Origin of the sequence: Shewanella sp. FDAARGOS_354 (assembly GCF_002209245.2) — a bacterium.
GTDB classification, from domain to species: Bacteria; Pseudomonadota; Gammaproteobacteria; order Enterobacterales; family Shewanellaceae; genus Shewanella; species Shewanella xiamenensis.
Window position 1 is genome coordinate 3,054,482 of record NZ_CP022089.2, and the last position, 13,515, is coordinate 3,067,996.

A 13,515-nucleotide genomic window follows, 5' to 3' on the forward strand; every position below is an offset into this window, starting at 1 on the left:
GGCCGTTAACAATCTTAATTGACGGGAAATGACAATGCAGCGCAACCTACTCAACGCCTTAATAGCATGGAAAAACCAACCTGTGCGCAAGCCATTATTGATCGATGGCGCAAGGCAAACGGGTAAAACCTATCTGCTGCAAGAGTTGTTTGGTAACACCTTTACCAACATCCTGCGTATCGACTTTCTTGAAAATCCCGCCTACAAACAAGCATTCGATGGCTCACTGTCACCTGACGAGCTAATAATGAACATTGAGCTGTTGACCAATCAGGCGTTCAACCCAGAAACCGATCTGCTGATATTAGATGAAATTGGCGAATGTGAGCGTGCCGTTACCTCACTAAAGTATTTTGCTGAAAAAGCACCGTCCTATTTTGTCGCGGCAAGCGGCTCGAACATTGGTTTGCTCAACACCTTCCCTGTAGGTAAGGTAGAACAATACAATTTACGACCTCTGACCTTCCAAGAATTTATTTACGCATCCAACGAGCAAGCACTGATCAAAGCGTTTGAAGCCCAAGCAAGCACACCGGCGGTGCACACTAAATTGATGGATAAACTTACAGATTACTTTTTTACCGGTGGTATGCCAGAAGCCGTTTCCGCTTGGTATAGGTTGAAAGATGCGAGCATTTTAGAGCGGGTTGAAAAAGTCACAAAAATTCATGCCGATTTAGTTGAAGGTTATCGCCGCGATTTTGGCAAGTACGCGGGCAAGGTCGATGCCACACTGATTGAATCTGTGTTTAACAGTATTCCAGCGCAGCTATCACTTGTCAGCGATGAGTCCGTTAAACGCTTTAAATTTAAACATGTGCATGAGCGTAAATCGCGTTATAGCGATTTTGAGACCGCGATCCATTGGCTTCACTGCTGCCGCTTAGCCTTGCCAAACTACCCTATTGAAGGGCTGCCGAAATCGCCGCTGGCGGCCTATAAAAAAGAAAATATGGTTAAATTGTTTCTATTTGATGTGGGGCTGCTCAATCATATGCTGGGCAGCAGTTATAAAGAGATTAAGCAACAAAATTACGAATACAAAGGCTATGTGGCTGAAAACTTTGTACAACAAGAGCTCACTGCTATTGGCGTTGACCCAAGCTATTCATGGAATGACGCTCGCGCCGAAATCGAGTTTATTTTGGCAACCGATGAAGGCGATATCATCCCTGTTGAAGTCAAAAGTGGCAAACGTACCAGAGCTAAATCGTTGGCATCCTACGTTGAAAAATGTGCTCCAAGTAAAACCTTTAAGTTAACTGGCACACAAGGCTCATCGGCGTTAGAACAAACCAATATTGTAATGCCTTTGTATTTCACCCAGTATTTACCACAGAGATGGTAAAGAGCCTTGCTTAGCATCCCGAGGTCTACACAAAGTGACTTTATGAGTAACAATCTGTAGACCTAAGGAGCATACAAGCTTTCAGCCAATCAAAACTGAACGATATTTTTTGCTAACAACGCTTGGCCTGTCTGTAACCCCATTATTTAAAGCAAATCACTTAACCGGTTTAACAGCGCTTTACGACCATTATTAGTCACAACAAAGCGCTTAAAACGTTGCTCAAACGCCACGTTATCCGCTTTAAACTGATAGGCCTCAAACAGCTGATGCAAATAGCGTGCTGCCTCATCATAGCCACTGGCGCAGGTGCGATTCGCTTGCTCTTGTGCTTGCTGCCAGCTGTGCTCACGCTGATTGTAGATATCCGTCAACATCTTCTCTTTTTCCGCTTTTTCGATGGCTAATTTTTTTGCGAGCGCCTCAGCTTGCTCTTGCTGTAATTGGCTTTGCGCTTGCTCTATGAAAGGGGAAATCAGGTCGGGGGTTAACCAGTATTGATAGATTTCGTCGGTGTTGGCCGATTCTTTTCGCGTCAGTGCTAAGGCTTGGTGACGGGTTAGCTGGCCTTGCTCAAACAGCGTGCGTAATAGCGTGTCTTTCTCCGCATCCGTGAGATTATGCAGCCACGCATCAAACTGAAATTGGGCTTGTTTGGCTTGGTGACTTGGTTGTTCGTTCAGCACCATCGCAAGTGCCTTAACCCATGCTAACGGAATATCATACAGCGCCGCAAACGTCTGCACCTCTTCACTGAGATGCTCAAAATCGTATTGAATTAACGGTATTTCTTCAGGTTCTTCATTACAATCAAACGCTTTGAGCCACATAAAGTACACAAGACACCAATTCCCGTGGATTAACTCGCTACGTAACCCAGCTAAATGCTGGAAAAAGTCGTCAGCCTGTTCATCGTCAAAATACTCGCCATACTCTTCGATGGAAAAAATCAGCAGTTGCCACTCATCGCTTTGATGTACATGAAGCCCATCGCTTGAAAAGGCAAGCAACGCTTCAGGGATCGTTCCGGCAGGTAACTTGATGTATACATCGATTGAGCCCCAATCGGCATAGTAAAACCCGATATCGAAGTATTTTAACATCAGCGTAGAAGGTTCCGCCTTTAAGTCACTGTAGGTGTAATACACCTGAAAGGACGTAGCAGTGATGTCCGCACGGCTTGAAATGGTTCTGAGTGCTTGGCGCGCCTTAGCATCTAAGTAACCATCCAGACGCTCGAATTTATAGTATTGATATTCGCTCACGATGGCCTTGCTATGCGTTAATGGTGAATTGAAAAGTTTGTTTTAACAAAGGCTGTACCTTAACAACTCTGCCGATCGGTTCAGCGCCTTTGTAACGCCTTGGCTCAATGATCAAAAATCCCCAAAACTGTAAAAATCGCTCAATAAATCTTGATTCGATGAGCATGCTTAAACTTCTTTCTGGCGAGAAGTAATCATCCGTAGGCAAGGACTGAAGTAAATCGGGGAAAGCTGTCATCACCTCTTTCACCAGCTTTTCTACACTGTGATGACCTTGTAGGCGCCACAGCATAAACAGCCAAAAGGGTCGCAAGTCGATATCGTATTCAAAACCGTCCAAATATCCCCAGTTATATTGGCTGATGGCGGCCTCTAACATAGGTTTAAAAAATGCCTGTATGCCTAGAGCTTGATACTGCTTTTGCGCTGACTTTTTAACGTGATAACGGCCACTACGAAGGTAAATAATACCGCAAATGTCGGCTAACACTCGGGTGTAGTGCAAGGCATTAAATTTATCTTCGTTACTGCCCGCAAACTCGCTGATGCTAATATTTATTGGAAACTGAGCAACGGCAAACTCAGGTAATAACTCACTGGCCTGTTTAACCAACTTAGTCGGTAAGCTGCCTTTACTTGTGGCTTTGAAGGAGCCTTCTTGCGCCATGGCCTCATCAAGAATTAGCGCTAGATAACGCATCACCGGACTGGTTGAAAGATCGTCTGGTGTGCTGATTGTCACCCACTGTAATTGCTCAAACGGCGCATAAAGCCAATTGGCCATTTGTGTTGGTGTTACGCCACAAAAATCGGGATGAGGTTGATTATTGCGGTCTTGCACTTTGTATTGTAAAGCTGCGTTAAGTTCATCAAGGCTCAAATTTGGGTTCATTGCCAACATGGCCTCAACATCATCGAACACTTGGGCATGTTGCTGGAAAACGCTGTTCATACAACAACGTTTAAACTTTTTACCACTGCCACAATGGCAAGGATCGTTACGACCGAGTTTCATTGCTGTCTCTTTTTATTGTTGTAGATACTTACTGGCAAAGCCTTAAAACTTTGCACTCACGACGACACCGTTAAAATTAAGGCAATCTTTGATTCTTTGCTGCTGAACCGCGCTAAGCGTGTCGATATCATGGAAGGCAAACTCTGAGTGTTCATGACTTAAGCGAATCATCACATCGGCAGATGCAAACTCACAACGAAAGATAAAAGCTTGGGATTGATAGGCGCTGTGATAATAAACGCCGCTAAGATAGTGAATGTTCACCTCTAATCCCAATTCCTCTTGGCATTCGCGCAGCAGCGCTTCGTGAATGGTCTCTCCAAGCTCTAAGGCGCCGCCGGGTAAACCCCAAGCAAAATTGCCATAGTTCGCTTTGAGCAGCAGCACTTGCCCTAATTCATTGGTGATAACTGCATGACTACTGAGCCGAAACCTATCTTCAAATGCCATCTACCCATCCTACGTTGGCGCGATTACCAGCTCGCTATTTGCTATTAAAAGCATTACAGCTGGCAGGTTTGCCGGAGGCAAAGCCGATATTAAACCATTTCACTCTGTCAGCCGAACTACCATGGGTAAAGGCTTCGGGTTGTACGGCTAGGCCCGCCATTTTTTGCAGGCGATCATCACCCACAGCACTAGCGGCGGCAATGCCTTCTTCTACATCGCCAGGCTCAAGCAAATTGAGCTGTCTATCGACATAATGCCCCCACACGCCAGCGTAACAGTCGGCTTGCAATTCGAGGGCAACACTCAGTTGATTGGCCTGCGCCTTGCCAGCAGCTTGCTGGGCCTGACGCACTTTAGTGCTGGTGCCGAGTAGGTTTTGTACATGGTGACCGACCTCGTGGGCGATAACATAGGCGAAGGCGAAATCCCCCGGTGCTCCGAGTTTTTTCAACTCCTCGAGAAAACTCAAATCAATATACACTTTGCCGTCAGCGGGGCAATAGAAAGGCCCAGATTGCGCCTGCCCCAAACCGCATCCGGTTGAGGTCATATTGCGATAAAGCACTAGCTTAGGTTCGACATATCGCCCTTGTAGCAATTGATTCCAAACGGTCTCCGTCGTGCCAAGAATCGCCGCCACAAACTGGGCATTTTCATCTTGAGCCGCGGTATTACTGGCCGATTGAGACTGACTAAACCCCGCTTGATTACTCGGTTCGAGGGATAATCCGCCGGTAAAGTATTGAAACGCAAAATATAACCCGCCCAGCAGCAATACCACTCGGCCGATTTTAGTTTGCAGCAGAAAAGGCAATAACCTAAGCAAGAGCGCGCTGGGCACACCCGCCGACGCCATCTGTTGGTCCCGTCTGTCTTCGATATTGGAGCTGCGATCACTGTCACGCCAACGCATTGGATTTCCTCGGCTATGGGTATGCAATAGACATTTCAGTTTAGCTGTTATTTGGGATCATTCTGCTCAGTAGGCGCCGCTTTTAACGAGCGCAAAAACAGCCCTAGCCCACCAAAGGCTAACACTAAAATCACGATCAAATCGAAGGCCGACATGGTTTTAAAGTGAAACTGAATCGAGCTGATCACGCCGACAATTAAGGCGACTAAGGAGCCTAAGGTAAGCAGCCAACCGAGCTTAGTCTTGGCATCAAAAAACACCATCACTATCCCGAGGATAAACGGCAGCATCACCATACCTGTGGTGATCGATAATCCCTGTCCAAAGGCATTCATGCGGTAGAGGCCGTAACCTAGCCCAAAACTGGAACTTACCTGTATCGCATTGAATAACAGATAGAATCCTGCACACATCATGGCAAGTCCAATAAAAAACTGGCCAATACCGCCCTGTGTTCCTCCCGCTCCCTTCATACCAATCCTTGCTATTGACGTTGTTGAATCGCCCGATCTACAGCTTGTTTAAGCTGTTGTTCCTCTTCAGCCTTTTTGGCTTTTTCATGGGCAGTTAACTGCTTATCCGCCTCATCCACGCAGCGCTGTTTATCTAGCATGGGTTCATAGGGGTCGACATCCGTCCGGGCGGAACAGGCTAGCTCAGCACAGCCAGAGGTCAATAATAATGTGGACAAGACTAACATAATCAATGGGGTTTTCATCTTCAGCTCCGCAACAAATGCTACAAAATAACTACACTTAGCCAAACTAACATTGCCAAGCTTTACTTGAGCTGTATCGATTATGTGCTCAACGATATTGACACAGATCCACGAAAGGCAAACACTGAGTGATGTTTTTTTATCCACCCATGACCAACTCCCCCTTGGTTCACCTTGGGGCGTTAATTAAGACAAGGACTGCGCTTGAATACTCTACTCTTAGGTAAAGGTGAGCAACAGGTTCACTTAAATCTTAAATATGCCAACCGCCACGGACTGATCGCTGGCGCTACAGGTACAGGCAAAACCGTTTCGCTGATGACGCTAGCCGAAGGCTTTTCCCGCCAAGGTGTACCCGTCTTTCTTACTGATATCAAAGGCGATATTTCAGGACTCGGTGTCGCAGGCACACCAAACGACAAGCTATTGAAGCGGGCGGCAGAAATCGGGATAGTAGATTATCAAACCGAGGCAAACCCCGTCGTTTGCTGGGATTTGGCAGGAGAGCAAGGTCATCCATTACGCACAACCGTGAGTGAAATGGGGCCGACCTTACTCGGGCGCATTCTCGAGCTCAATGACACCCAAAGCAGTATTTTAGACATAGTGTTTCAACTGGCTGACGACCAAGGTTTATTGTTACTCGACCTCGACGATTTGCGCGCCATGCTCAACTTAGTGGCCGATGAGCGCAAAGACATCTCAGCCAAATATGGGCTTATCAGCGCCCAGTCCCTTGCTGCCATTCAACGCTCAGTGCTTGGTTTAGCGCGCGATGGGGGTAACGACTTTTTCGGCGAACCTGCACTTCAACTCGAAGACTTGATGCGCACTAATTTGCAAGGGCGCGGCATTATCAACCTGTTAGCCGCCAATAAACTCATCTTGACCCCTAGCCTCTATTCCAGCTTCTTACTCTGGCTGCTATCAGAACTGTTTGAAAATTTACCCGAAGTCGGCGATCTCGATAAACCTAAATTAGTCTTCTTTATTGATGAGGCACACCTATTATTTGAGGGCTGCCCAGCAAGTTTGCTTAAACGCATAGAGCAAATTATGCGGCTTATCCGCTCCAAGGGCGTCGGGGTATATTTCTGTTCGCAATTTCCCGACGACATTCCTAACGAGATCTTAGGTCAGCTCGGCAATCGCATTCAGCATGCCCTCAGGGCGTATACCCCAAGGGATCAAAAAGCCGTTAAAACCGCAGCCGAAACCTTTGTATCGAATCCTAAATTGGTGGTCAGCGAGGTAATTTCACAACTCGCCGTGGGCGAAGCATTAGTGTCAACCCTTGCCGATAAAGGTGTGCCGACTATGGTTGAGCGCACCTTAATAGCACCACCACGCTGCCGGATGGGGCCAGCCACGACCGAAGAGTTAACCGCTATCCGTCATCAGAGTCCGATTGGTGGTAAATACGATACCTTAGTCAATCGTGAATCCGCCTATGAGCGACTGAATCAACGTCATACCGAACAAACGAATGGCAGCAGTACTGCGCAAACAACCAGTACGCCAACGACCAAAGCAGCTGAGCAAGGCTGGTTTAGCGAGCTTATCTTTGGTAATAAACGCCGCCAAGGATTAGCCGAAACCTTGTCGAAACAAGCGGCAAGAACCGTTGGTAATCAACTCGGAAAACAAATTTTACGCGGATTACTCGGCGGTATACTGGGAAAATCGACTCGCAGGTAAGGTAATGAAATGTGTAAATACCGTGTTCTGAACCGCATATTTTATATACAGATTAGCACTAGCATTAGCGTGAATTATTCTAAGCAGCGAGTGGATCTTCCTTAGGATTTCGGTGATAAGATTATTTTGCGAGTACAGCTCAGAGAGGCAAACAAATTCAAATAAATTACCAATCGTTTTAAATAGTTGTGATTTAAAAAATGGTGTAATTCGAGTTTAAACGTTTCGCTTTAATCAGGACATCATGGAACGGGTTTTACGCAAATGGCTTACATGATTAGCCTGATGAACAACCACTGAAAGTACATGGAGTTAACTATGAGTAAAGAGCAAAAAAATCGCAAAGAGGCCAAGAAAAAGCCGTTAATGTCGATCAAGGAAAAACGCGCTGCAAAGCACGCCAAAAACGCGACTAAAGGCCTCCTCGATAACGTTAAGTAATATTGTGACACCTTAGGGTGCGCTTCCAATATCTTGATTAAGGGTTAACTACGGTTAGCCCTTTTTATTAGCCCGTTTTTTATTCTCACCAACTTAACGATAATTTATTCCGCAAAAACAAAAACGCTAACATACTGATTTTTTAAATATTAATAAGCTAGAACGCCTTTATTTAGGACCTCACCTAGACTAAAGCAATATCCACAATGCTTGAGTCTTTTGCTATGGTTTTCTTCACCCAAATCCACACATTCTGAACGCAACACACTTGCCGATATGTTCCTAGATGCAGATGTAATCTACGCATTATCGACTCATGGTTACCCCGATTAACTCGGCACATTAGCCGTAAAAAATCACCGTCTAGCTTGTATCGAAAGGCGTGTTAAAGCTTGTATTTTGAACAGTTTTGGGTATATAAGGTCTGATACTAAAATAAATAATCAATGATATCTATTGTTCTTACCCTATATAACACAATAAAAAATAAGGATATTTAAGCATGAAAATCAACAAACGTTTTATCGCCGTGGGCGCAGCTTTAACGCTCTCACTCAGTGCAGCCACGATGGCGGCCGCACCTGCCTTTATCAATATTCTGACCGGTGGTACCAGTGGTGTGTATTACCCGATTGGTGTGGCACTGTCGCAACTTTATGGTACAGGTATTGAAGGCGCGAAGACCTCAGTACAAGCCACTAAAGCCTCGGTTGAAAACCTTAACTTGCTGCAAGCCGGTCGTGGTGAATTAGCATTAGCCTTAGGTGATTCGGTGGCTGCGGCCTACCAAGGCGATGCCGAGGCAGGCTTTAAAAAACCGTTAGATAAGGTTCGTGTACTCGCGGCGGCTTATCCTAACTATATTCAAATTGTCGCGAGTAAAGAATCTGGCATCAAAACCTTAGCCGATTTAAAAGGTAAACGTATCTCTGTTGGCGCGCCTAAATCGGGCACAGAACTCAATGCTCGCGCCATCTTCAAAGCGGCTGGCTTAAGCTATGAGGATATGGGCAAGGTTGAGTTTTTACCTTACGCTGAATCCGTTGAGCTGATTAAAAACCGTCAGTTAGATGCAACCTTACAATCCTCGGGCTTAGGGATGGCGGCGATCCGTGATTTAGCTGCGACGATGCCAATCAACTTTGTTGAAGTCCCCGAAGATGTGATCCTCAAAATTAATAATCCTGCCTATCAGCATGGAGTCATCCCCGCATCGACCTACGAAGGTCAAACTGCTGATGTCTCAACGGTTGCGATTCAAAACCTATTTGTCACTCAAGCGGGTGTGTCGGACGATTTAGCCTATCAGATGACCAAACTGATGTTTGAACATTTAGATCGTCTCGGTAATGCGCACTCAGCGGCAAAAGCGATTCAATTAGACAAAGCGACCAAAAATCTGCCAGCGCCGCTGCACCCAGGTGCGGAGCGTTATTTCAAAGAAGTTGGCGCACTCTAAGGGTGTAACCTCAATCTGAGCGACCCTTTTCCAACTCAGCACTTGGGCGATTCCCCAAGTGCTGCGTCGCCCTCTGTTGTCTAATGCTGTGAGGCATAAATATGAGCGATTCCGAACAAGGCCTAGGTGCAAGCACCAGTGACTGGCCCAAAGCGCTGTTTTATACGGCACTTATTTTCTCCATTTTTCAAATCATTACCGCCGCATTTCACCCCGTATCGACCCAAGTGCTACGGGCAACCCACGTTGGTTTTTTACTTTTAGTGGTTTTTTTAAGTTATCCCGCCGTGGGCAAAGCTCGACCTTGGCAACCCTTAGCTTGGTTGCTTGGCCTTGCGGGCATGGCAACGGCCGCCTATCAATGGATTTTTGAGGCCGATCTGATCCAACGTTCGGGTGAATTAACCGATGCCGATATGGTGATTGGCGTGGTGTTGATTGTCTTAGTGTTTGAGGCCGCGCGACGAGTGATGGGTTGGGCATTACCGATCATTTGCTGTATTTTCTTAGCCTATGGCTTATTCGGCCAATACCTCCCCGGCGACTTAATGCACCGCGGCTATGGCGTTGACCAAATTATCAACCAGTTATCCTTTGGCACCGAGGGGCTCTACGGCACCCCAACCTATGTGTCGGCAACCTATATCTTCCTGTTTATTCTATTTGGCGCCTTTTTAGAGCAGGCGGGAATGATCCGTTTGTTTACCGATTTTGCGATGGGCTTATTCGGCCATAAACTGGGTGGCCCAGCAAAAGTGGCCGTAGTTTCCTCGGCGATGATGGGAACAATCACAGGATCGGGCGTCGCCAACGTGGTGACCACTGGACAATTTACCATTCCACTGATGAAACGCTTTGGTTACCGTCCCGCCTTTGCCGGTGGTGTTGAAGCCACCTCCAGTATGGGTAGCCAAATCATGCCGCCGATTATGGGCGCGGTGGCCTTTATCATGGCCGAAACCATTAACGTGCCGTTTATTGAAATCGCCAAAGCGGCCTTACTGCCAGCGTTACTGTATTTTTGCTCCGTTTTTTGGATGGTGCATTTAGAAGCCAAACGCGCCAATCTTTGTGGCTTGCCCAAAGATCAGTGTCCCGATCCTTGGGCTGCGGTTAAAGCGCGTTGGTATCTGCTTATTCCGTTGTTTATTTTGGTTTATTTACTGTTTTCTGGCAGAACACCGCTGTTCTCGGGCATGGTCGGTTTAGCGCTGACCTCAATAGTGATCTTAGGCTCAGCCATTGTGCTGCGCCTGCCTTCTAATGCCCTGCGTTTTGCCTTTTGGATTGCCCTTGGCGTGCTGTGCGCGGGCTTCTTCCAGATGGGGATTGGCGTGGTATTTGGAGTCATTGCCATACTCGTGGCCATCTGTTGGTTTATCAAGGGCGGTAAAGATACTCTGACCATTTGCTTACATGCATTAGTCGAAGGTGCGCGCCACGCCGTACCAGTTGGGATTGCGTGCGCCTTAGTGGGAGTGATCATCGGTATTGTCTCGCTCACGGGAATAGCCTCCACTTTTGCCAGCTATATTCTCGCTGTCGGGCAGGATAACCTGTTCTTATCCTTAGTATTAACCATGCTCACTTGTCTGGTATTAGGCATGGGAATACCCACCATCCCTAACTATATTATTACCAGCTCAATTGCCGCACCGGCGTTACTGGATTTAGGCGTGCCGCTGATCGTCTCCCATATGTTTGTGTTTTACTTTGGAATTATGGCTGACTTAACGCCACCCGTTGCCTTAGCCTGTTTTGCGGCCGCGCCGATTGCAAAGGAGTCGGGGCTTAAGATCAGTTTGTGGGCGATTCGTATTGCTATCGCAGGCTTTGTGATCCCCTTTATGGCGGTTTATGACCCCGCACTAATGCTGCAAAGCGATAGCTGGTTAGCCACTATTTATGTGCTGATCAAAGTCACTGTCGCGATTGGGATTTGGGGAGTGGTCTTTACCGGCTACCTGCTGCAAAAACTCTATTGGTGGGAACGGGTTATCGGCTTCCTCGCTGGAGCCAGTTTGATCCTTGCCACCCCGCTCAGTGATGAAATTGGCTTTGGACTGGCGCTACTGTTTATCGTGCAGCACAGCCTCAGAGCCCGCAAACTGAAACGTCTTGCCGAGCAGGGGTAATGTTTTGGAATTTTATGCGAAGGTAAAGCAATAACATGCTAGGTCTATGTTTAGGCCTAGCTGGCACACTGTGGGCACAGGTGCCCACAGAGCAGTTCACCCTCGCGTGGAACCACAGCATCGAAAAAATCCGCTGGGAAGAAGATTATCAGCTCACACCGCAAGGCTTAGTGTTAGTTGAAGCCAGAGTGAAAGGCACAGGTGCGGGTATGGAAATCCCTGATGATGCGGTGTTTAACAATGGAAGTTGGCATTATCAGCCTAAGCTGCCCGTGCTGCCCAAATTACGCTTAGGTCGCATCCCCGAAGCGGGAGATTTTGAGCTGTGTTTCGCCAACGCCACTGGTAAAGTGCAATGCCAAGCCATGAGTCATTGGCTTGGCCCTCCAAATAAGCAAGATGCCGCTGTTGAGGTATGGAGTTGTGAGCAGTGAAATATCACTTTATAGAGGCGCGCAAGCAAGGCGCGATGCTGCCCATTAGCGCTCAATAATGCTCTTAACGAGAGAAGCTGTAGCCGTTTTTCCCTTGATGTTTAATGCGATACATGGCGGCGTCTGCACGTTCGCAACTTTCAGCAAAACTATCACCATCACTAAAAATATCAATGCCGATGCTCAGTCCAATCGCCACTTCATGACCTTCAAGTAAAAAAACCTGTCGATAAACATCAAGCAAGGATTGTGCAAGCATGCTTAATGATTCAATTTCGGTGGATGGCAGTATGATCACAAACTCATCACCACCTAACCGTGCGATCTTCGCTTGCTCCCCCGAATGAGCGACCAAAGAATCTGCAACGTGCACTAACAAATTGTCGCCAAATTTATGGCCGTAACGGTCATTTAAGGCTTTAAAACCATCAAGATCGATAAAAAATAACGCACCACTCATGCCGGGCTGCAAGCACTCATCGAAGGCCTTGGCTATAGCTTGGCGATTCATCAGGTTGGTAAGTGGGTCGCTATGGGCGAGTAGCGCTAAATCGAGTTCATAACGCTTTTCTTGGGTGATATCGATATGGCTGCCCATCATCCGCAGCGGTGTACCATCAGGTAAACGTTCTACAATGCGGCCACGATCCGACACCCAAGTAACGCTGCCATCTTTATGCAGCATTCGGTGCACGGCCTGGTAATAATCGGCCTTACCATTCACATGATCTTCAAAGGCTTTGATTACCCAGTCTTTATCTTCTGGGTGTAATTTGCTTTTCCAGATATCAACATGGGCTGCTAACTCATCGGGGCTAAAACCGAGCATTTCGCCCCAGCGCATATTGAAAATGGTTAAATTCCCACTTGGAATATGCTGTTCCCATAAGCACAAACCATTGCCATCAAGGGCGGCAAATAGTTTCTCTTCGGCACGACGATTCAACGCCGTTAATTGAGCGTTTTCACGTTTAAGCTGTGCAATTTCGGCCTGAAGTTGCTTAATCTGTTCTGCTGCCGTATCCGATGCCACAGAAAAATCTCTTTCCTTAACGTGGGGAAACCTCGTCCAGTGTAAAACAAACAATGCCGAAGTGACATAGTGAGGAGGACGAGAAGACCCTAGGTCATACTCGCCCTATCGAGCTTACACAGACTTTTACTATCTTGTCATACTTAGTCGCGAGTCAGCACTTCAAGCAATTCGATTTCAAAAGTAAGATCAGAATTGGGTTTGATATGAGCCCCAACTTGGCGCTCGCCGTAGGCTAAATGAGCTGGCACCAATAACTTGCGTTTGCCGCCCACTTTCATCCCCATAATCCCTTGGTCCCAACCTTTAATCACTCGGCCAGTCCCAATCACACATTGAAATGCCTGACCACGGTCATAGGAGGAATCGAACTGCGTACCATCTTGCAAAAAACCGCGGTATTGGGTAGTGATCAACGCGCCTTTTACGGCCTCTTTTCCATCACCGACAACCAGATCGATTATTTCTAATTCAGTCATTTAATTAATCTCTTACTCTTCACTTAACACAGTGATTTATCAAAGTGTCTATTCTAACATCGGCACTCCTACTTGTCGGCGTGCCGTGGGGATTTTGTGGCTTATACCATTCTTGCTTGATCCTATC

Annotated in this window: 14 protein-coding genes; 6 read left to right on the forward strand and 8 right to left on the reverse strand. The window is 46.9% G+C overall.

Annotated elements, in window-relative coordinates:
• Positions 1-34: 34 nt before the first annotated feature.
• Positions 35-1,348: an ATP-binding protein gene (locus CEQ32_RS13785; protein ID WP_088586205.1), complete on the forward strand. Its 1,314-nt coding sequence runs from the start codon at positions 35-37 to the stop codon at positions 1,346-1,348.
• A 146-nt stretch (positions 1,349-1,494) separates the two neighbouring features.
• Here CEQ32_RS13785 and CEQ32_RS13790 read toward each other — a convergent pair whose 3' ends face one another.
• The 6 genes from CEQ32_RS13790 to CEQ32_RS13815 are packed head-to-tail and all read right to left on the reverse strand — an operon-like array spanning position 1,495 to position 5,709.
• Positions 1,495-2,613 carry a hypothetical protein gene (locus tag CEQ32_RS13790; RefSeq protein ID WP_037413538.1) on the reverse strand — a complete coding sequence of 373 codons (1,119 nt, stop codon included), beginning with the start codon at positions 2,611-2,613 and terminating at the stop codon, positions 1,495-1,497.
• Between the two features lie 10 nt (positions 2,614-2,623).
• Complete coding sequence (locus CEQ32_RS13795; RefSeq protein WP_037427358.1) at positions 2,624-3,628, reverse strand: YecA family protein; 1,005 nt, start codon at positions 3,626-3,628, stop codon at positions 2,624-2,626.
• 42 nt (positions 3,629-3,670) lie between these two features.
• Positions 3,671-4,078 (reverse strand): NUDIX hydrolase, encoded by a 408-nt coding sequence (locus CEQ32_RS13800; protein WP_037427360.1) that lies wholly within the window; start codon positions 4,076-4,078, stop codon positions 3,671-3,673.
• A 34-nt stretch (positions 4,079-4,112) separates the two neighbouring features.
• Positions 4,113-4,991, reverse strand: a complete 879-nt coding sequence (locus CEQ32_RS13805; RefSeq protein WP_037427362.1) for a neutral zinc metallopeptidase — start codon at positions 4,989-4,991, stop codon at positions 4,113-4,115.
• Positions 4,992-5,038: 47 nt separating this feature from the next.
• Positions 5,039-5,464 (reverse strand): hypothetical protein, encoded by a 426-nt coding sequence (locus CEQ32_RS13810; RefSeq protein ID WP_088586206.1) that lies wholly within the window; start codon positions 5,462-5,464, stop codon positions 5,039-5,041.
• A gap of 11 nt (positions 5,465-5,475) precedes the next feature.
• Positions 5,476-5,709: a hypothetical protein gene (locus tag CEQ32_RS13815; protein ID WP_037413552.1), complete on the reverse strand. Its 234-nt coding sequence runs from the start codon at positions 5,707-5,709 to the stop codon at positions 5,476-5,478.
• A 204-nt stretch (positions 5,710-5,913) separates the two neighbouring features.
• On the opposite strand from CEQ32_RS13815, the gene CEQ32_RS13820 reads away from it, so the two are divergent.
• The 5 genes from CEQ32_RS13820 (at position 5,914) to CEQ32_RS13840 (ending at position 11,876) form a co-directional block, all read left to right on the forward strand.
• Complete coding sequence (locus CEQ32_RS13820) at positions 5,914-7,407, forward strand: helicase HerA-like domain-containing protein (RefSeq protein WP_088586207.1); 1,494 nt, start codon at positions 5,914-5,916, stop codon at positions 7,405-7,407.
• 318 nt (positions 7,408-7,725) lie between these two features.
• Positions 7,726-7,848: a hypothetical protein gene (locus CEQ32_RS23220; RefSeq protein WP_037413559.1), complete on the forward strand. Its 123-nt coding sequence runs from the start codon at positions 7,726-7,728 to the stop codon at positions 7,846-7,848.
• A gap of 502 nt (positions 7,849-8,350) precedes the next feature.
• The gene (locus tag CEQ32_RS13830; RefSeq protein WP_088586208.1) at positions 8,351-9,307 is read left to right on the forward strand and encodes a TAXI family TRAP transporter solute-binding subunit; all 957 of its coding nucleotides are present in this window, start codon (positions 8,351-8,353) and stop codon (positions 9,305-9,307) included.
• A 101-nt stretch (positions 9,308-9,408) separates the two neighbouring features.
• The gene (locus CEQ32_RS13835; RefSeq protein WP_088586209.1) at positions 9,409-11,442 is read left to right on the forward strand and encodes a TRAP transporter permease; all 2,034 of its coding nucleotides are present in this window, start codon (positions 9,409-9,411) and stop codon (positions 11,440-11,442) included.
• A gap of 35 nt (positions 11,443-11,477) precedes the next feature.
• On the forward strand, positions 11,478-11,876 hold the full coding sequence (locus tag CEQ32_RS13840; RefSeq protein WP_047535123.1) for a DUF1850 domain-containing protein: 399 nt from the start codon (positions 11,478-11,480) through the stop codon (positions 11,874-11,876).
• A 64-nt stretch (positions 11,877-11,940) separates the two neighbouring features.
• On the opposite strand, the gene CEQ32_RS13845 is transcribed toward CEQ32_RS13840, so the two are convergent.
• Positions 11,941-12,909 (reverse strand): sensor domain-containing diguanylate cyclase, encoded by a 969-nt coding sequence (locus tag CEQ32_RS13845; protein ID WP_088586210.1) that lies wholly within the window; start codon positions 12,907-12,909, stop codon positions 11,941-11,943.
• A 143-nt stretch (positions 12,910-13,052) separates the two neighbouring features.
• On the reverse strand, positions 13,053-13,388 hold the full coding sequence (locus CEQ32_RS13850; RefSeq protein ID WP_011070807.1) for an FKBP-type peptidyl-prolyl cis-trans isomerase: 336 nt from the start codon (positions 13,386-13,388) through the stop codon (positions 13,053-13,055).
• Between the last annotated feature and the right edge of the window lie 127 nt (positions 13,389-13,515).

What these genes read in the sequence shown, in the direction of transcription:
- CEQ32_RS13810 (WP_088586206.1), bottom strand. Translation starts at nt 5,464, where the DNA reads ATGAAGGGAGCGGGAGGAACACAGGGCGGTATTGGCCAGTTTTTTATT.
- CEQ32_RS13840 (WP_047535123.1), top strand. Translation starts at nt 11,478, where the DNA reads ATGCTAGGTCTATGTTTAGGCCTAGCTGGCACACTGTGGGCACAGGTG.
- CEQ32_RS13830 (WP_088586208.1), top strand. Translation starts at nt 8,351, where the DNA reads ATGAAAATCAACAAACGTTTTATCGCCGTGGGCGCAGCTTTAACGCTC.
- CEQ32_RS13815 (WP_037413552.1), bottom strand. Translation starts at nt 5,709, where the DNA reads ATGAAAACCCCATTGATTATGTTAGTCTTGTCCACATTATTATTGACC.
- CEQ32_RS13835 (WP_088586209.1), top strand. Translation starts at nt 9,409, where the DNA reads ATGAGCGATTCCGAACAAGGCCTAGGTGCAAGCACCAGTGACTGGCCC.
- CEQ32_RS13795 (WP_037427358.1), bottom strand. Translation starts at nt 3,628, where the DNA reads ATGAAACTCGGTCGTAACGATCCTTGCCATTGTGGCAGTGGTAAAAAG.
- CEQ32_RS13850 (WP_011070807.1), bottom strand. Translation starts at nt 13,388, where the DNA reads ATGACTGAATTAGAAATAATCGATCTGGTTGTCGGTGATGGAAAAGAG.
- CEQ32_RS13800 (WP_037427360.1), bottom strand. Translation starts at nt 4,078, where the DNA reads ATGGCATTTGAAGATAGGTTTCGGCTCAGTAGTCATGCAGTTATCACC.
- CEQ32_RS13805 (WP_037427362.1), bottom strand. Translation starts at nt 4,991, where the DNA reads ATGCGTTGGCGTGACAGTGATCGCAGCTCCAATATCGAAGACAGACGG.
- CEQ32_RS13785 (WP_088586205.1), top strand. Translation starts at nt 35, where the DNA reads ATGCAGCGCAACCTACTCAACGCCTTAATAGCATGGAAAAACCAACCT.
- CEQ32_RS23220 (WP_037413559.1), top strand. Translation starts at nt 7,726, where the DNA reads ATGAGTAAAGAGCAAAAAAATCGCAAAGAGGCCAAGAAAAAGCCGTTA.